This window comes from Streptomyces sp. LZ34, from assembly GCF_053890475.1.
On the sequence record NZ_CM132680.1, the window covers coordinates 4,815,926 to 4,829,813 of the forward strand.

A 13,888-nucleotide genomic window follows, 5' to 3' on the forward strand; every position below is an offset into this window, starting at 1 on the left:
CGCCACCCGAGTCACGCCTGCGTCCTTATCTTTCCCATACCGATATGCGGACGGGTAGTGACGTCCACCTGGCCTCTGGCTTAGATTTCCTGCGCATTAAGCAAACGATCAGTCTCTTACGCAGGTGCCCAGCCGCGGGACGGAGCCGCCGTCAATGTCAGGAACAACCGGTACGCAAGGCAGGAGACCGGTCGTCACGCCCTCGCGCGTCGTAGCCGGTCTGTGCCTGATCGCCCCTTTCGTGGCGATGCTGTGGGTCGACTCGTACGCCAAGATCGAGCCCACCTGGATCGGCATCCCGTTCTTCTACTGGTACCAGATGCTCTGGGTGCCCGTCTCAGCCGTGCTGACGTCGGTCGCGTACATCCTGGTCCGCCGTGAGAAGCGGGCGCTGCGCGAGGCGGAGCGGACACAGAAGGGAGGAGCGGCGGAATGAACAACGACGTGAACGGCGTCGCACTCGCCGTCTTCATCTTCTTCTTCGTGGCCGTCACGGTCATGGGCTTCCTGGCCGCGCGCTGGCGGGCGGCCGAGAACGCCAACAACCTCGACGAGTGGGGCCTCGGCGGCCGCAGCTTCGGCACCTGGATCACCTGGTTCCTGCTCGGCGGCGACCTCTACACCGCGTACACCTTCGTCGCCGTCCCGGCGGCCATCTACGCGGCGGGCGCGTCCGGCTTCTTCGCCGTCCCGTACACCATCCTGGTCTACCCGCTGATCTTCCTCTTCCTGCCCCGGCTCTGGTCGGTGTCGCACAAGCACGGGTACGTCACCACCTCGGACTTCGTCCGCGGCCGCTTCGGCTCCAAGGGCCTGTCGCTGGCCGTCGCGGTCACCGGCATCCTCGCCACCATGCCGTACATCGCCCTCCAGCTCGTCGGCATCCAGGCGGTGCTGGACGTGATGGGCGTGGGCGGCGGCGAGAACACCAACTGGTTCGTCAAGGACCTGCCGCTGCTGATCGCCTTCGGCGTGCTCGCCGCGTACACCTACTCCTCGGGTCTGCGCGCCCCCGCCCTCATCGCCTTCGTCAAGGACACGCTGATCTACATCGTCATCGCGGTGGCGATCATCTACATCCCGATCAAGCTGGGCGGCTTCGACGACATCTTCGCCAAGGCGGGCCACTGGTTCTCCGAGGAGAACCCGAAGACCGGGGCACCACGCGGCGCTCTGGCCAGCGGCGAGAAGGCACAGTGGGCCTACGCCACACTGGCCATCGGCTCGGCGCTCGCGCTGTTCATGTATCCGCACTCGATCACCGCGACGCTCTCCAGCCGCAGCCGCGAGGTGATCCGCCGCAACACCACGATCCTGCCGCTCTACTCCCTGATGCTGGGCCTGCTGGCGCTGCTCGGCTTCATGGCGATCGCGGCGGGCGTGAAGGTGGACAACAACCAGCTCGCCATCCCGCAGCTGTTCGAGGACATGTTCCCGGACTGGTTCACCGGCGTGGCCTTCGCCGCCATCGGCATCGGCGCACTGGTCCCGGCGGCCATCATGTCCATCGCCGCGGCCAACCTGTTCACCCGCAACATCTACAAGGACTTCCTGAAGCCGGACGCCACGCCCGAGCAGGAGACCAAGGTCTCCAAGCTGGTCTCGCTGCTGGTCAAGGTCGGCGCGCTGGTCTTCGTCCTCGGGATGGACAAGTCCGTCGCGATCAACCTCCAGCTGCTGGGCGGCGTCTGGATCCTCCAGACCTTCCCCGCTCTGGTGGGCGGCCTGTTCACTCGCTGGTTCCACCGCTGGGCGCTGCTGGCCGGCTGGGCGGTCGGCATGATCTACGGCACCTGGAAGGCGTACGACACCCCGAGCGCCACCCAGAAGCACTTCGGCAACGTCACGGACATCCCCGGCATCGGCGAGATCGGCTACATCGGCTTCACGGCCTTCGTGCTCAACGTCGCCGTGGTGGTCGTCCTCACCCTCGTCCTGCGCGCCGTGAAGGCCCCGGACGGCGTCGACGAGACCTCGGCCGCCGACTACAAGGCGGACTCGGGCGACCCGGGCGTCAAGGCGGAGCTCCCCCCGGCCACGGCGGGCGCCCCCGGCGGCCACTGACGCCTCGGTTCCTTCTGTATCGACGGGCCGCCGCCTCCCCCACCAGGGAGGCGGCGGCCCGTCCGCATATGCCGCGACCAGGCAACCGCGATCGTGCGGACGACATCCCTACGGGTATGGAGAAGCGTGCGCAATCCACGGGTGTCTTCGCCTGCGTGGTGGCGGTGGTCGGCGGGGCCGTGGGGTTCGGGACGTGGCTGCGGGGCTCCCGCCCCGGCATTCGGGGGTCCTTCGAGGGAGAGCGCGACTTCAGCCTGTTGTACGTGGAACTGCCGCTCATGATGTTCGGCGTCCCCCTGCTCACCTACGCCGTGTGGGCGTTGGCGCGGACCACGCTGCGCCACCGGATGGGGCGTACGGCGTGGACCGCGGCGTCGGGGGTGGTGGTGGCGGCCACGCTGGCCGGGCTGGCGTGGGGGTGTTCGGAGTGGCTGGCGGTGCGGGTGCAGGACTTCGTGTACACGGGGTTGTAGTCGTCAGCCGGACGAGGCGGCGGGTTCGTCGGTGGTGGGCGGCGCGTGAAACGCGGCGGTCAGGAAGGTGACCAGCCGCCCGGCGTCGTCGCCTGCCGGCGCCGGGCCCCCTGCGGTGCCGCCCGGGTGGAGATCGCCGAGGGTGCTCGACTGATACAGGCCCAGCAGGCCGACCATGGCACGGAAGCGGAACCCCACCTCCGCCGCGGGTAGCCGGGGCAGCGCGGTCCGCAGCGCGTCGAGGTACTGCCCCTCCGCCGGGCCGACCTCCGCAGCGAAAAGGCGCCGGATCGCGGGGTCGGGCTCGGACATCACCCGGCCGAGGAACCTGGCGACGGCCGTGCCGCGCTCCCCGCTCCGCTCCACGAGCCGAGCGCCCGTCATGACGAAGGCGCGCACCAGCTCCTCCACGGTGGGCTGCCGGTCGCCCGAGGCGCGCAACTCTTCCAGCAGGCGCAGGCGCTCGCCGTTGACCGCGGCCATGGCGCGCTCGACGACCGCGCGCAGCAGCCCCTCCTTGGAGCCGAAGTGGTAGTTGACCGCCGCCACATTGGCCTCGGCCGCGACGGTCACCGTCCGGAGTGAGGTGGCGGCGAAGCCGTGCTCGCCGAAGAGCCGCTCGGCGGCGTCGAGGAGACGGTCCCGGGTCGGGGCGGGGCGGGGCGGCAGCGCGGCGGTGGGCTGAGGCTCGTTCATCGCCACCAAACTAAAACGAGCGCTTGATTCAAGCAAGCCGTCCATGCTCCACTTAAAACGTTCGTTTGAAACGATCGATTAAATGGAGTGTTCCCATGCAGCAGCCCACGGCCCCACCCTCCGCACCGCCACGCCCCGGCGCCGCCCACCGGACGGCCGTCCTGGCGGTGATGTGCCTGGCGCTCGCCGTCGTGGTCGGCATGCTCGCCTCGCTCCTGGTGGCCGTGCCCGACATGGCGCGCGATCTGCGGGCCACTGAGGCCGAGCTGCAATGGATCATGAACGCGTACGGCGTGACCTTCGCCGGCCTGCTGCTCCTGGGCGGCGCCCTCGGCGACCGCTACGGCCGCAAGGGCGTCCTGCTCACCGGCCTCGCCCTCTTCGCGCTGTCCTCGGGCGCGGTGGTGTGGACCGACGATGTGACGCTGGTGATCGGCCTGCGCGGCCTGGCCGGCGTGGGCGCCGCCCTGGTCATGCCGATGACCCTGTCGATCATCACCCATGTCTTCCCGCCCGAGGAGCGCGGCCGCGCCGTCGGCATCTGGTCCGGCGTCAGCTTCGGCTCCGGCCTGCTCGCCGTACTGCTGGCCGGGGGCCTCCTGGAGGCGTACTCCTGGCGCTCGGTGTTCCTGGCGAACGCCGGGCTCGCCGCCCTCGCCCTCCTCGTCGCCGCCGCGATCGCCCCGGCCTCGAAGCGGGCGGAGTCGGCGCGGCTCGACGTCGTGGGCGCCCTGCTGTCGGTGATCGGCATCGGGGCACTGGTCTTCGGCATCGTGGAGGGCCCGGAGCTCGGCTGGTCCGACGGCGCGGTGATCACAGGCTTCGGGCTGGGCGCCGCCGGGCTCGCGGCCTTCATCGGCTGGGAGTTGCGGACCGCGCACCCCCTGCTGGACATACGAGTGTTCCGGCTGCCGGGCGTCTCGGCGGGCTCGCTGATCATCACGGCCGAGTCGATCGCGATGTTCGGCTTCTTCTTCCTCGGCCTCCAGTATCTCCAGCAGATCCTCGGCTACTCGCCCATACGCTCCGGGCTCGCCCTGGTCTCCATGGCCCTCGGCGCGATCGTGTTCTCCCCCGTCGCCCCCGGATTCGCCAAGCGGTACGGCATGCGCGCCGTGATGGGGCTGGGCATGGCCCTGATCGCCGCCGGTCTCGGCGTGCTGGCCGCGACGGTCGACGGCGGCGGCCTCTGGTCCTTCCTCGCCAGCACCACCCTGCTCGGCGCGGGCATCGCCTTCGCCGCGACCCCGGCGACGGAGGCCATCGTCGCCGCGCTGCCGCCCGAGAAGCAGGGCGTCGCCTCCGCGCTGAACGACCTGACCCGCGAGCTGGGCGGAGTCCTCGGCATCGCCGTCCTCGGCAGCGTCTTCAACTCCACCTACCGCTCCGAGGTCGCCGAAGCGGCCCGCCCTCTGCCCACCGAGACGGCGGACGCCACCCGCGACTCCCTGGCCGGCGCGCTGCGCGCCGCCGCCGAACTCGACCCGCGCACAGGGGCCCGACTGACCGCCGTAGCCCGCGAGGCGTTCAACACCGGCATGGCCAACGCGCTGCTCGGCGGCATCGCGGTCGTCGTCCTGGGCGCGGTCGTGGCGCTGGCGCTGCTGTCGCGGCGCGCGGGCCGCCGCTGAGTCACACCGGCCTAAGCAGCGGCGAGCGCGGTGAGCATCTCGTCCGCCGCGTCAAAGGCCATCGCGGCGTCGAGCGGGTTGGAGTAGGTGCGGTACCAGGTGATCAGGCCGTCGCGGACCCGGGCGAACAGCACGATGTCGAAGGTGAACCGCTTCCCGGTGGCCAGGACACGGCCGTGGAGGCGGTACTCCGCGACGACGAGTTCGGGATCGTCCGTCGTGCGGACCTGGACGTGGTCCACACCGTCGAACTTCTGCACCTTCGCCCCTTCCCGCAGGTGCGCCCGGAAGGCCTCGCACCCTGGCTCGTGCGCGGGCGCACCCGGCGGCAGGTAGGGCATCTCGAAGACGGCGTCCGTGGCGAACACGTCGGCCATCGCCTCGGTGGGCCCCTCAGCGGTGAGGCGGAGGAGGCGGTGGACGACCTCACCAGCGGTGGTGGCAGTGGTCATGGCAGACTTCCCTCCAGGCAACCGGGGCGCTCGCCCCGGTTCGTGGAGCGAATATACGGGGCGCACGCCCCGCTTGTCACCGGGATCAACTCCCGAGCTTGGAAAGGTGATCGAGCTTGAGCACCGAAGGGCGACCGCTGCGCGCCGACGCACGACGGAACAGGGAGCGCATCCTGCGCGCGGCCCGCGAGGCCTTCGCCGCCGAGGGCATCGCGGTCCCACTGGACGAGATCGCCCGCCGGGCCGGGGTCGGACCGGGCACGGTCCATCGCCATTTCCCCACCAAGGAGACGCTGTTCGAGGCGGTCGTCCGCGAGCACCTGGAGCAGTTGGCACACGAAGCCCGCGCCGCCCTGGCGGACGCGGCGGCCGGGCCGGCGTTCTTCGCCTTCCTCACCCGAATGGCCACGGAAGCCGACGCGAAGCAGGACCTGAGCGAGGCGATCACGGAAGCGGGCGGACGCATGGGCACCGAAACCGAGGCCTTGGCGGCGGATCTGCGCGACTTGTTCGACGCACTGCTCACCCGCGCTCAGGCGGCGGGGGCGGTGCGGAAGGACGTGGACGCGGCCGATGTACAGGCCATCGTCGTGGGTGCGCTGGTGGCCGGGCGCCGACGCGGCAGGAGTGACCGGCCCGGAGGGCTGGCGGAGGTGGTCTTCGACTGCCTGCTCCCCCGCGAGGCCGGCACCATCGGGTGACGGGACGTCGGTGACGAGTTGTGGGCGGTACCGTTCGTCCGACTCCAAACGATCTCCCATCCCGCCTCGGAGCAGCCGTGAGTGACGCTTACTCCCCCGTGCCGGAACTCAACGTCCTCAAGGAGTGCGACGAGCGAGCCGGGAACGAGTTCTACGCCAACCATTCCGGTTCGGTCTATGCGCTCTGGCGCGTCGACGATCGCGAGGACCTGGCCACCTTGCCCGTGGTGGTCTTCGGAGACGAGGGCGGAATCTGCGTCGTCGCCAAAAACCTCCGGGACCTGTTCCGGCAACTCGGATGCGACTGGCGGCAGTGGCCTTCTTGGGACGGAGCCCAGTTCATCGAGCCCGACACCGACGATCAGCCGAGCCCGCGCCATGAGGAGTACCTCTCCTGGCTGGATGAGAACTTCGGCCTTACCCCGCCGGACAACCCCGGTGCCCTCCTGGCCGTCGCAGCAGGTGAGTTCGGCGCTCGGCTGGAGAGCTGGGTCGACCGCTTCTACGAGGAGGAGGAGTAACCCGCGGCGCTCGGCAACCGGCTAGCCGTCAAAAAAGTTGACCGTCTCGGCAAGTGGAGCTCGGTCCGTACGGGCAGAACACGTGGTGGCGTCCTCGAATCCGATCGACATACCGCAGAACAGGATGAGCCCTTCCAGGGGTGACACAACCTCCGCGACTGTGCCGCGATACACCGACCACGCCATCTGCGCGCAGCTGTCCAGCCCTTCGGCACGGAGCAGCAGCATGATGGTCTGCAGGTACATGCCGATATCGGCCCACTGGGCCGGCCCCATGGGGCGGTCGATGTAGCAGAGCAGCAGAGCCGGTGCGCCGAAACAGTCCCAGTTCGCGGCAATGGCCCTCTGGCGTGCCCGCTCGTCCTCCCGGGGAACGCCGAGCGCGGCGTAGCGCTGCTCGGCGGCGGCAGCCCGGCGCTCGCGGTACGGACTCTTCAGCTCGGCCGGATACATGGCGTATTCGCGCTCGTCCCCGGGATCGCCCGAGGCCACGCGCTCGGCGATGCGCTTCTTGAGCTCGGCCAGCGGCGCGCCGGTCAGCACATACGTGTTCCACGGCTGGAGGTTCCCTCCGGACGGCGATCGGGCAGCGGCGGAAAGCACACGCTCGAGCACCTCCCTCGGGACGGGCTCGTCCGTGAACCCGCGCACCGCCCGTCGGCTTGTGACCGCCTCATAGACGTCCAAGAGCGATGACCTCCCGTGGTGTTGGGCTCCTCTACTGTGTTGACGATCGAGGACGGGGAAAGGTGACCGGTGCACGCGCAGGACAGGCTCGCCGACAGTTTCGAGAGGCATCGCGACCGCCTGCGAACGGTCGCCTACCGCATGCTCGGCTCACTCAGCGAGGCGGACGACGCTGTTCAGGAAGCGTGGCTGCGGCTGGTCCGTGGCAACACCGACGACGTGGAGAACCTGGGTGGCTGGCTGACGACGGTCGTGTCCCGGATCTGCCTCGACATGCTGCGCTCCCGCGAGTCACGACGAGAGGAACTCGCCGGTCTCCCAATGCCTGACGAGAACCCGGACCCCGATCAGAGCGGCGACCCGGAACAAGAGGCGTTGCTGGTCGAATCGGTCGGCCGCGCACTGCTGATCGTGCTGGACAGACTGGGCCCCGCGGAGCGGGTCGCCTTCGTGCTGCACGACATGTTCGCCGTTCCGTTCGACGAGATCGCGCCCATCGTCGATCGCTCCCCGGCCACCACCAAGAAGCTCGCCAGCCGCGCGCGCGGCAAAGTGCGGGGGGCTCCCGCGCTTCCCGACATGGAGCTTGCCCGGCAGCGGCACGTGGTCGAGGCGTTCCTGACCGCTTCGCGGGCCGGCGACATCGACGGGGTGCTCACGGTCTTGGCCCCCGATGTCGTACGGCGGGCCGACCGAGCCGCCCTTCCCACCGGCAGGCCGACCGAGGTCCGTGGCGCGCGGGCCGTGGCGGAGGAGATCGCCGCTTTCGGACGGAACTCGCGTTTCGCGGAGCCGTCACTTGTCAACGGCGCCGTGGGAATCGTGGTCGCGCCGCGGGGCCGGCTGCGACTCGCCCTCACGCTCACCGTCATCGGCGAGCGGATCACGGCATACGAGCTCATCGCTGATCCGGCCCGGCTTCACCAGCTCGACCTGGCCGTCCTCGACGAAGTGACCGCCCTCGGCGGTTGATCAGGCGGCGATGGCAAAGGCGGCGCAGGGCGGTTCCGCATCAAGCGGCAGGCGGGCCTCTACGGGGACCGGCCGACCCCGCTGACCGCGATCAGCGGATCAGCGACCGAACCTCGGAACTCAGACAGTGCACGGAGTCGCGGCGGGACGCCGCCCCGCGGTGAACGCGGCCGGCGGGACACCCATGAAGTGGCGGAACTCGGCCGTCATGTGGGACTGGTCGTAGTAACCCGCCGTCGCGGCGATGTCCGACCACCGGCCCGCATCGGCCGCGAGCACGGTGCGAACGCGGTCGATGCGTGCGAAGTGCTTGGGGGACAAGCCGGTGCCGTCGGTGAACAGGGCGTGGAGGCGGCGCTCACTGATGTGCAACCGGGCGGCGGTCGTGGCGACAGTGGCGCCGGCCAGTAGGTGTGCCGCCGCTTCGAGCCGCGCCGGGGGCTCCGGTCGGGCGACCAACGCTTTTTCGAGGGCGGCGATCGGATCAGCGGCGAACTGGTCGACATCCAGGCCCGGTAGTTCGCGGAGCGGCAGGGCCCGGTCGGCGAGATCACGCAGCGGACGGCCGAGCAGGGCTTGGGCACGCCCCGGCCGCATGCGAACCCGCAGGCACGAGTGGCCAGGCGCGCCGATGTGATAGGCGGCCCGGGTGCGGGGGCCCATGACGATCAGCTCACGCCTGTCGCTGCGCAGGAGAAGCGTGGTGGCGTGATCGGGCACGTCGACCGCCGCCGAACCGGCGGCCGTAGCGACATCGATCCCGGCCACCCAACGCAGAAGGGCGGGCGGCACGACCAGAGAGCTCACGCGGTTCACCATAGTGCCGAAACTTCCTATCCCGCGGCGTGAGAGCGATGTGATCGTCGGGACATGATCCTTGTTACCGGTGCCACCGGCACCATCGGTAGTCACGTCGTCCGCCTGCTCACCGAACGGGGCGTGCCGTTTCGAGCGATGTCCCGTCGCGAGCAGCCCAGCGGGGTGCGGGCCGACTTCGACGACCCGGAGTCACTGGCGGGCGCAGTGGCCGGCGTCGACACGGTCTTCCTGGTGACCGCGCCGCCCGTGCCGACCGCGGACCACGACATCGCCCTGGTCACGGCCGCGCGGGCGGCGGGCGTCCGTAAGATCGTCAAGCTGTCCGCCATCGGCAGCGGCGAGCGGTTCGACGGGGCGACCGTCGGTGCGTGGCACCTCTCCGGGGAAGAGGCGATCGAGGCCAGCGGGCTCGCGTGGACGATGCTCCGCCCGCCGAGCTTCGCCTCGAACTTCTTGTGGTACCGGGCGCTGATCCAGGCCGGAGAGCCGATCCCGAACCTGGTCGGCGACTCCCAGCAGGCCATCGTCGACCCGAGGGACGTGGCTGCGGTCGCCGTCGCCGCCATGACCAGCGATGCACACGACGGGCAGCGGTACGACCTGACCGGGCCAAAGCTGCTGACGTTCACAGACCAGGCGGCGATCCTGGAGCGCGTGCTGGAACGGCCGGTCAAGATCACCGACACGAGCGAGCTCGATCAGTTGCCGGCCGGGATGATCACTGGCATCGGCTGGGCGCGCGCCAACGGTGCGGCCTACGTCACCGACCACGTGCCGCGGGTGCTCGGCCGACCGGCGGGCACGTTCGAGCAGTGGGCACGAGACCACCGGGAGGCATTCGCGGCAACGCCGTAACTCACCGCCGCCGACGGCCGCCAGGGTGCGCATCGCGCCTGTCTGCGCGAGTTCTAAGCAGCGATGGCGAAGGCGGCGCAGGGCGGCGGGGCGAGTTCGAACCAGAGCAGTTTGCCCTTCGGCAAGGGCGGCCGAGCGGTCGAAGAGGGCCGGGGGCTTGTCGAAGGGCGGTGGGATGTCGGGGTTGGTGTCCCAGATGCTGACGCGGAGACGGCCCTCCTCGACGGCCCGGATGCGCATTTCCGCGGGGCCGGTGGTCTGGCGGTAGGCGTTGGTGACCATTTCGCAAGTCAATCGCGAAAGTATTCTTTTCGAGATTCGCCGAGATCGCCCTGACCTGCGGTGACGGGACCTGTCCCGATGTTCACAGGGTCAGCCGAGATACGGCCGGTCGCGATGTTCCGGGAAGTGGCGGAGGCGGAGCCGCTGTGTGTGGTGCATGGGCAGATCGGCGAGAGCGCGTCGCGGCGTGCGATTGAGGTTGACCCATCGTTCAACGGATTATTCGACGCAGGACGCCCGCTGCGGGCGGCCCGGGAGCGCGGTCAACGCGGTGAAGGAGCGCACGTATGGGTGCCCGGATGGCCCGGATGTTCCGGGGACGGGTCTTGTCCGGACGCACGTGGTCGCTCATGAGTGGCAGCGGCGGGGTGGTGCCGTCGGACACCGGGCAGAGTCGGTGGCGACATGAGTGCGCGGCCCGGTCTGCGCAGTGAGCGAGACGGCTGCCTGTCGCTGCCGCTTCAGGTTGTCCGCTCCGGGCAGCACGTCCTTGCCTCGCTGCTGCGGCGCGGCGGGGCGGCCTGGCGGCTCTCCAGGACGAGGCCACGGAACTCGTCCGTCAGGCCGGTCGCCCGCAAAGCGGGCTGTCCGCTGTCCTCGTGGATGTCGAGCATCCCGCCCTGCGCACGTGCCGCCGCAGAAAGAGCCGGTTCTGTCCAGGCCTCGCCGCCTCGGGTCGGTGCAGCTGAGGCCGATACGCCTCTGGAGACCACTGGCGGGCACCAACAGGCTGAACCCCGCGGAGAGCTGGTGAGAGTTGAAGACGCAAGCCCGCCTGTAGGCCGTCGCGCAGTCCTATCATCGGCTGATGCGCGCCCACCCTATTGACCGCCCGGCCGATCTCGACGTGGTCCGTGAGTCCTATGACCGTGTGGCCGACAACTACGCCGACATGGTGGTGACGACGGGAGTCGGCGACATCCGTCGTCATCCATGGCTCAAGGCATCAATCGATGCCTTCGCCGACACCGTGAGCGAGCTTGGTCCCGTCCTCGACGTCGGCTGCGGACCCGGAACGGTGACCGCCTACCTTGCCGAACGCGGACTTGACGTGTCCGGGGTGGATCTCTCCCCTCGTATGATCGAGAACGCGCGCCGTCTTCATCCGCACTGCCGCTTCAGCGTCGCCTCTGCTACCGACCTCGACCTTGATGAAGCGTCCCTTGGCGGCGTGCTCGGGTGGTGGTCACTGTTCAACCTCCCCCGTGACATCCTTCCTCAGGTTCTCGCCCTGTTCGCGCGCGCCCTGAAGCCAGGCGGACACTTCATCACCGCAACACACGTCGGCGCCGAAGACGCGGTGCGCACCGAGGCATACGGAGGCGTACCCGTTCGCTGGACGACACACAAATGGCAGCCGGAACAGCTCGTGGATCTGATCGAGCAGGTCGGCCTGCACCCGGTCGCCGAACTCCGGCTCCCCCCGGAGGAGTACAGCGGGCCGGGTCTGGTCGTCATGGCCAAGCGACCCGGCTGAGAATCAGGCATCGGAAGCGGCACAGGATCCCGTGCCGGGCAAGGCCCCACCGGACGGTCCCCCACCCCCCTCTCAAAAAAATGCTTGCTCTACATCAAGTACTACATCAAGCGTCTTTTTAAGAGGGGGTGTGCCCCTATGGGTTGCGTCAATCCGTGGGGGCGGGTTGGGGTTGGTAGAAGGTGCTGTCGCGGAGCATGGCGAAGAGCGCGTCGGCTCGTCGTCTGGCGAGGCAGAGGATGGCCTGGGTGTGATGCTTGCCCTGCGCGATCTTCTTGTCGTAGTAGGCCCTGGATGTTGGGTCGGCAAGGGCCGCGAACGCGGACAGGAAGAAGGCGCGTTTGAGCTGCTTGTTTCCTCGCCGGGAGGGTTGTTCGCCGCGGATCGACGAGCCCGAGTTGCGGGTCGCCGGGGCGAGACCGGCGTAGGCCGCGAGGTGGGCGGCGGAGGGGAAACTGGATCCGTCGCCGACGTCGATGAGGATCCTGGCTCCGGTCCTGACGCCGATCCCCGGCATGGACGTCAGGACCTTGGAAAGAGGGTGGGACTCCAGCAGCTCCTCGATCCTCGCGGCGAGGAGTTTCCGCTGGTCGAGCGCCGCTTGAAGCGAGCTGGCGAGGCTCGGGACGATCAGTGCGGCCGCATCCGTGCCGGGCACGACGACGGTCTGCTCGTCCAGCGCGGTGAAGATTTCGTCGACCAGGCGCTCGGCCGTGCGCGGGGCCTTGGGCCGCATCAGGCTGGCCAGCCGCCGGCGCCCGGCCTTGCGGATCTGGGCCGGGGAACCGAACTGGTCGAGCAGCTTGAGCACGGCTGGGTGCTGCACTCGCGGACCCAGCACCCGCTCCAGCGACGGGTGGATCTGCGTCAGCAGTCCGCGCAGCCTGTTGCTGATCCGGGTGGCTTCGCCGGCCAGATCGTCGTCGAAGCCTGCGACCATCTCCAGCTCGGCAATGGTCTCGTCTGTGAGCTCGATGGATCGCAGCGTGTGTGGCATCGACCGGGCCGCGTCCGCGATGATGAACGCGTCGCGGGCGTCGGTCTTGGCCTCGCCGGGGTAGAGGTCGGCGATCCGCCGCATCGTCAGGCCCGGCAGATAGGCGACCTCGCAGTCCATGTCCCGGGCCACGGCCAACGGGAGGGCGCCGATTGAGGCGGGCTGGTCGACGATCACGAGCACGGTGCCGTGCTTGGCCTTCAGCTTGGTGAAGACCTCGCGGAGTTTGGGTTCGCTGTTGGGCAGCCGCTTGTCGAAGGCCTTTTTCCCGGCCGGGGTGACGGCGGTGGCGTGGTGTTCGCCCTTGCCGACGTCCAGGCCGGGGAAGGCGCCGATGTCACTGACGTCGATCACGCGCGTCCTCTGTTCGTTCCCGCCCGGCCGTCCCACGGCACCGATCGCCACATCCACATGACGAAGAGCCTCCCGACCTGCGAAGAAGCCGGTGGTCATGCCCCTAATCAGCGGTCTGTCAGTGCCTCTGGAGCCGGTGACACCACACCCCAGACCATGCGTTCGACAGGGGGAGAAAGTCATGCCAACTCCGGAGGCCGGGCGCCCCATTGCGGGGCCACCAAGAAGGTAATGGGGGGAGAGCCGACTGACCGGCTCGCCACCGCGCGGCAGCAGTTGCGGCGGAGCGCTCAAGCCGCGATGTCGAAGGCATCGCAGGGCGTCGGCGCGAGTTCGAACCACAGCAGCTTGCCGCTGATCCCGAAGAGCTCGTCGGCGAGGGCATAGCCGCCCCAGTTGTCCGCGCAGATCCGCACGATGAGCAGCCCACGCCCGTACGTAGCCTCGGTGTTCGCGGCGGCCTCGGCGAGGGCGGCCGAGCGGTCGAAGAGGGCCGGGGGCTTGTCGAAGGGCGGCGGGATATCGGGGTTGGTGTCCCAGATGCTGACACGGAGACGGCCCTCCTCGACGGCCCGGATGCGCATTTCCGCCGGGCCGGTGGTGTGGCGGTAGGCGTTGGTGACCGTCTCGCTGGTGACCAGCGTTGCCGGGTCGGTGAGTTCGCCCATGCCGTGGCGGGCGAGGACGGCCCGGAGGGTCGTGCGGGCGATGGCGGCGGCGCGGGGGTCGTGGGGCAGGCGGAGGGAGTACGACCAGGGGTTTTCGGGGCTTTGCTGGTTTTCCGGGGATACGGTGGGCATGGAAGTCTCCCGTCTGGAGGTGGAGTTGGCGTCCCCACACAGTACGGCGCGCGATGGCCTATATTCCACGACGTCGACGAAATAAAGGCCAAGTCGCCCTGTGTGGG

15 protein-coding genes and 2 pseudogenes are annotated in these 13,888 nt (G+C 69.4%); 9 read left to right on the forward strand and 8 right to left on the reverse strand.

Going from position 1 to position 13,888, the window contains the following annotated elements; translation table 11 throughout:
- Positions 1–154 precede the first annotated feature (154 nt).
- From ACWY4P_RS18830 to ACWY4P_RS18840, 3 genes are all read left to right on the forward strand, one after another.
- The gene (locus tag ACWY4P_RS18830; protein ID WP_456211707.1) at positions 155–436 is read left to right on the forward strand and encodes a DUF3311 domain-containing protein; all 282 of its coding nucleotides are present in this window, start codon (positions 155–157) and stop codon (positions 434–436) included.
- On the forward strand, positions 433–2,064 hold the full coding sequence (gene mctP, locus ACWY4P_RS18835) for a monocarboxylate uptake permease MctP (protein ID WP_456211708.1): 1,632 nt from the start codon (positions 433–435) through the stop codon (positions 2,062–2,064). Before ACWY4P_RS18830 ends, mctP begins: the two co-directional genes overlap by 4 nt.
- Before the next feature lie 116 nt (positions 2,065–2,180).
- A complete protein-coding gene (locus tag ACWY4P_RS18840) occupies positions 2,181–2,537 on the forward strand; it encodes a hypothetical protein (RefSeq protein ID WP_456211709.1) in 357 nt (118 codons plus the stop codon).
- Positions 2,538–2,540: 3 nt separating this feature from the next.
- On the opposite strand, the gene ACWY4P_RS18845 is transcribed toward ACWY4P_RS18840, so the two are convergent.
- A complete protein-coding gene (locus tag ACWY4P_RS18845) occupies positions 2,541–3,233 on the reverse strand; it encodes a TetR/AcrR family transcriptional regulator (protein WP_456211710.1) in 693 nt (230 codons plus the stop codon).
- A gap of 95 nt (positions 3,234–3,328) precedes the next feature.
- On the opposite strand from ACWY4P_RS18845, the gene ACWY4P_RS18850 reads away from it, so the two are divergent.
- Positions 3,329–4,864, forward strand: a complete 1,536-nt coding sequence (locus ACWY4P_RS18850; RefSeq protein WP_456211711.1) for a DHA2 family efflux MFS transporter permease subunit — start codon at positions 3,329–3,331, stop codon at positions 4,862–4,864.
- 11 nt (positions 4,865–4,875) lie between these two features.
- Here ACWY4P_RS18850 and ACWY4P_RS18855 read toward each other — a convergent pair whose 3' ends face one another.
- Positions 4,876–5,316 (reverse strand): nuclear transport factor 2 family protein, encoded by a 441-nt coding sequence (locus ACWY4P_RS18855; protein WP_456211712.1) that lies wholly within the window; start codon positions 5,314–5,316, stop codon positions 4,876–4,878.
- 116 nt (positions 5,317–5,432) lie between these two features.
- Here ACWY4P_RS18855 and ACWY4P_RS18860 point away from each other — a divergent pair, with 116 nt between their 5' ends.
- The gene (locus ACWY4P_RS18860) at positions 5,433–6,017 is read left to right on the forward strand and encodes a TetR/AcrR family transcriptional regulator (protein WP_456211713.1); all 585 of its coding nucleotides are present in this window, start codon (positions 5,433–5,435) and stop codon (positions 6,015–6,017) included.
- A 77-nt stretch (positions 6,018–6,094) separates the two neighbouring features.
- A complete protein-coding gene (locus ACWY4P_RS18865) occupies positions 6,095–6,538 on the forward strand; it encodes a hypothetical protein (RefSeq protein WP_456211714.1) in 444 nt (147 codons plus the stop codon).
- Positions 6,539–6,559: 21 nt separating this feature from the next.
- Here ACWY4P_RS18865 and ACWY4P_RS18870 read toward each other — a convergent pair whose 3' ends face one another.
- Positions 6,560–7,225 carry a nitroreductase gene (locus ACWY4P_RS18870; RefSeq protein WP_456211715.1) on the reverse strand — a complete coding sequence of 222 codons (666 nt, stop codon included), beginning with the start codon at positions 7,223–7,225 and terminating at the stop codon, positions 6,560–6,562.
- Between the two features lie 69 nt (positions 7,226–7,294).
- Between ACWY4P_RS18870 and ACWY4P_RS18875 the strand changes: the two genes are divergently transcribed.
- Positions 7,295–8,197, forward strand: a complete 903-nt coding sequence (locus ACWY4P_RS18875; RefSeq protein WP_456211716.1) for a sigma-70 family RNA polymerase sigma factor — start codon at positions 7,295–7,297, stop codon at positions 8,195–8,197.
- Positions 8,198–8,317: 120 nt separating this feature from the next.
- Here the strand turns inward: ACWY4P_RS18875 and ACWY4P_RS18880 are convergent, their stop codons facing one another.
- Positions 8,318–9,004 carry a helix-turn-helix domain-containing protein gene (locus tag ACWY4P_RS18880; protein ID WP_456211717.1) on the reverse strand — a complete coding sequence of 229 codons (687 nt, stop codon included), beginning with the start codon at positions 9,002–9,004 and terminating at the stop codon, positions 8,318–8,320.
- A 63-nt stretch (positions 9,005–9,067) separates the two neighbouring features.
- On the opposite strand from ACWY4P_RS18880, the gene ACWY4P_RS18885 reads away from it, so the two are divergent.
- A complete protein-coding gene (locus tag ACWY4P_RS18885; RefSeq protein WP_456211718.1) occupies positions 9,068–9,871 on the forward strand; it encodes an NAD(P)H-binding protein in 804 nt (267 codons plus the stop codon).
- Between the two features lie 372 nt (positions 9,872–10,243).
- Here the strand turns inward: ACWY4P_RS18885 and ACWY4P_RS18890 are convergent.
- Both ACWY4P_RS18890 and ACWY4P_RS18895 read right to left on the reverse strand, forming a co-directional pair.
- A pseudogene (locus tag ACWY4P_RS18890) lies at positions 10,244–10,321 on the reverse strand (DNA mismatch repair protein MutT); the annotation flags it as partial.
- 350 nt (positions 10,322–10,671) lie between these two features.
- Positions 10,672–10,794: pseudogene (locus ACWY4P_RS18895) on the reverse strand (FAD-dependent monooxygenase); the annotation flags it as partial.
- Between the two features lie 167 nt (positions 10,795–10,961).
- Between ACWY4P_RS18895 and ACWY4P_RS18900 the strand changes: the two are divergent.
- Positions 10,962–11,630 carry a methyltransferase domain-containing protein gene (locus tag ACWY4P_RS18900; RefSeq protein ID WP_456211719.1) on the forward strand — a complete coding sequence of 223 codons (669 nt, stop codon included), beginning with the start codon at positions 10,962–10,964 and terminating at the stop codon, positions 11,628–11,630.
- Positions 11,631–11,778: 148 nt separating this feature from the next.
- Here the strand turns inward: ACWY4P_RS18900 and ACWY4P_RS18905 are convergent, their stop codons facing one another.
- Both ACWY4P_RS18905 and ACWY4P_RS18910 read right to left on the reverse strand, forming a co-directional pair.
- The gene (locus ACWY4P_RS18905) at positions 11,779–12,981 is read right to left on the reverse strand and encodes an IS110 family RNA-guided transposase (protein WP_456211720.1); all 1,203 of its coding nucleotides are present in this window, start codon (positions 12,979–12,981) and stop codon (positions 11,779–11,781) included.
- A 290-nt stretch (positions 12,982–13,271) separates the two neighbouring features.
- Complete coding sequence (locus ACWY4P_RS18910; RefSeq protein WP_456211721.1) at positions 13,272–13,781, reverse strand: ATP-binding protein; 510 nt, start codon at positions 13,779–13,781, stop codon at positions 13,272–13,274.
- Positions 13,782–13,888 lie beyond the last annotated feature (107 nt).

Excerpts from the sequence above, each read along its gene's own strand:
- ACWY4P_RS18830 (WP_456211707.1), top strand. The coding sequence starts at position 155 with ATGTCAGGAACAACCGGTACGCAAGGCAGGAGACCGGTCGTCACGCCC.
- mctP (WP_456211708.1), top strand. The coding sequence starts at position 433 with ATGAACAACGACGTGAACGGCGTCGCACTCGCCGTCTTCATCTTCTTC.
- ACWY4P_RS18840 (WP_456211709.1), top strand. The coding sequence starts at position 2,181 with ATGGAGAAGCGTGCGCAATCCACGGGTGTCTTCGCCTGCGTGGTGGCG.
- ACWY4P_RS18845 (WP_456211710.1), bottom strand. The coding sequence starts at position 3,233 with ATGAACGAGCCTCAGCCCACCGCCGCGCTGCCGCCCCGCCCCGCCCCG.
- ACWY4P_RS18850 (WP_456211711.1), top strand. The coding sequence starts at position 3,329 with ATGCAGCAGCCCACGGCCCCACCCTCCGCACCGCCACGCCCCGGCGCC.
- ACWY4P_RS18855 (WP_456211712.1), bottom strand. The coding sequence starts at position 5,316 with ATGACCACTGCCACCACCGCTGGTGAGGTCGTCCACCGCCTCCTCCGC.
- ACWY4P_RS18885 (WP_456211718.1), top strand. The coding sequence starts at position 9,068 with ATGATCCTTGTTACCGGTGCCACCGGCACCATCGGTAGTCACGTCGTC.
- ACWY4P_RS18900 (WP_456211719.1), top strand. The coding sequence starts at position 10,962 with ATGCGCGCCCACCCTATTGACCGCCCGGCCGATCTCGACGTGGTCCGT.
- ACWY4P_RS18910 (WP_456211721.1), bottom strand. The coding sequence starts at position 13,781 with ATGCCCACCGTATCCCCGGAAAACCAGCAAAGCCCCGAAAACCCCTGG.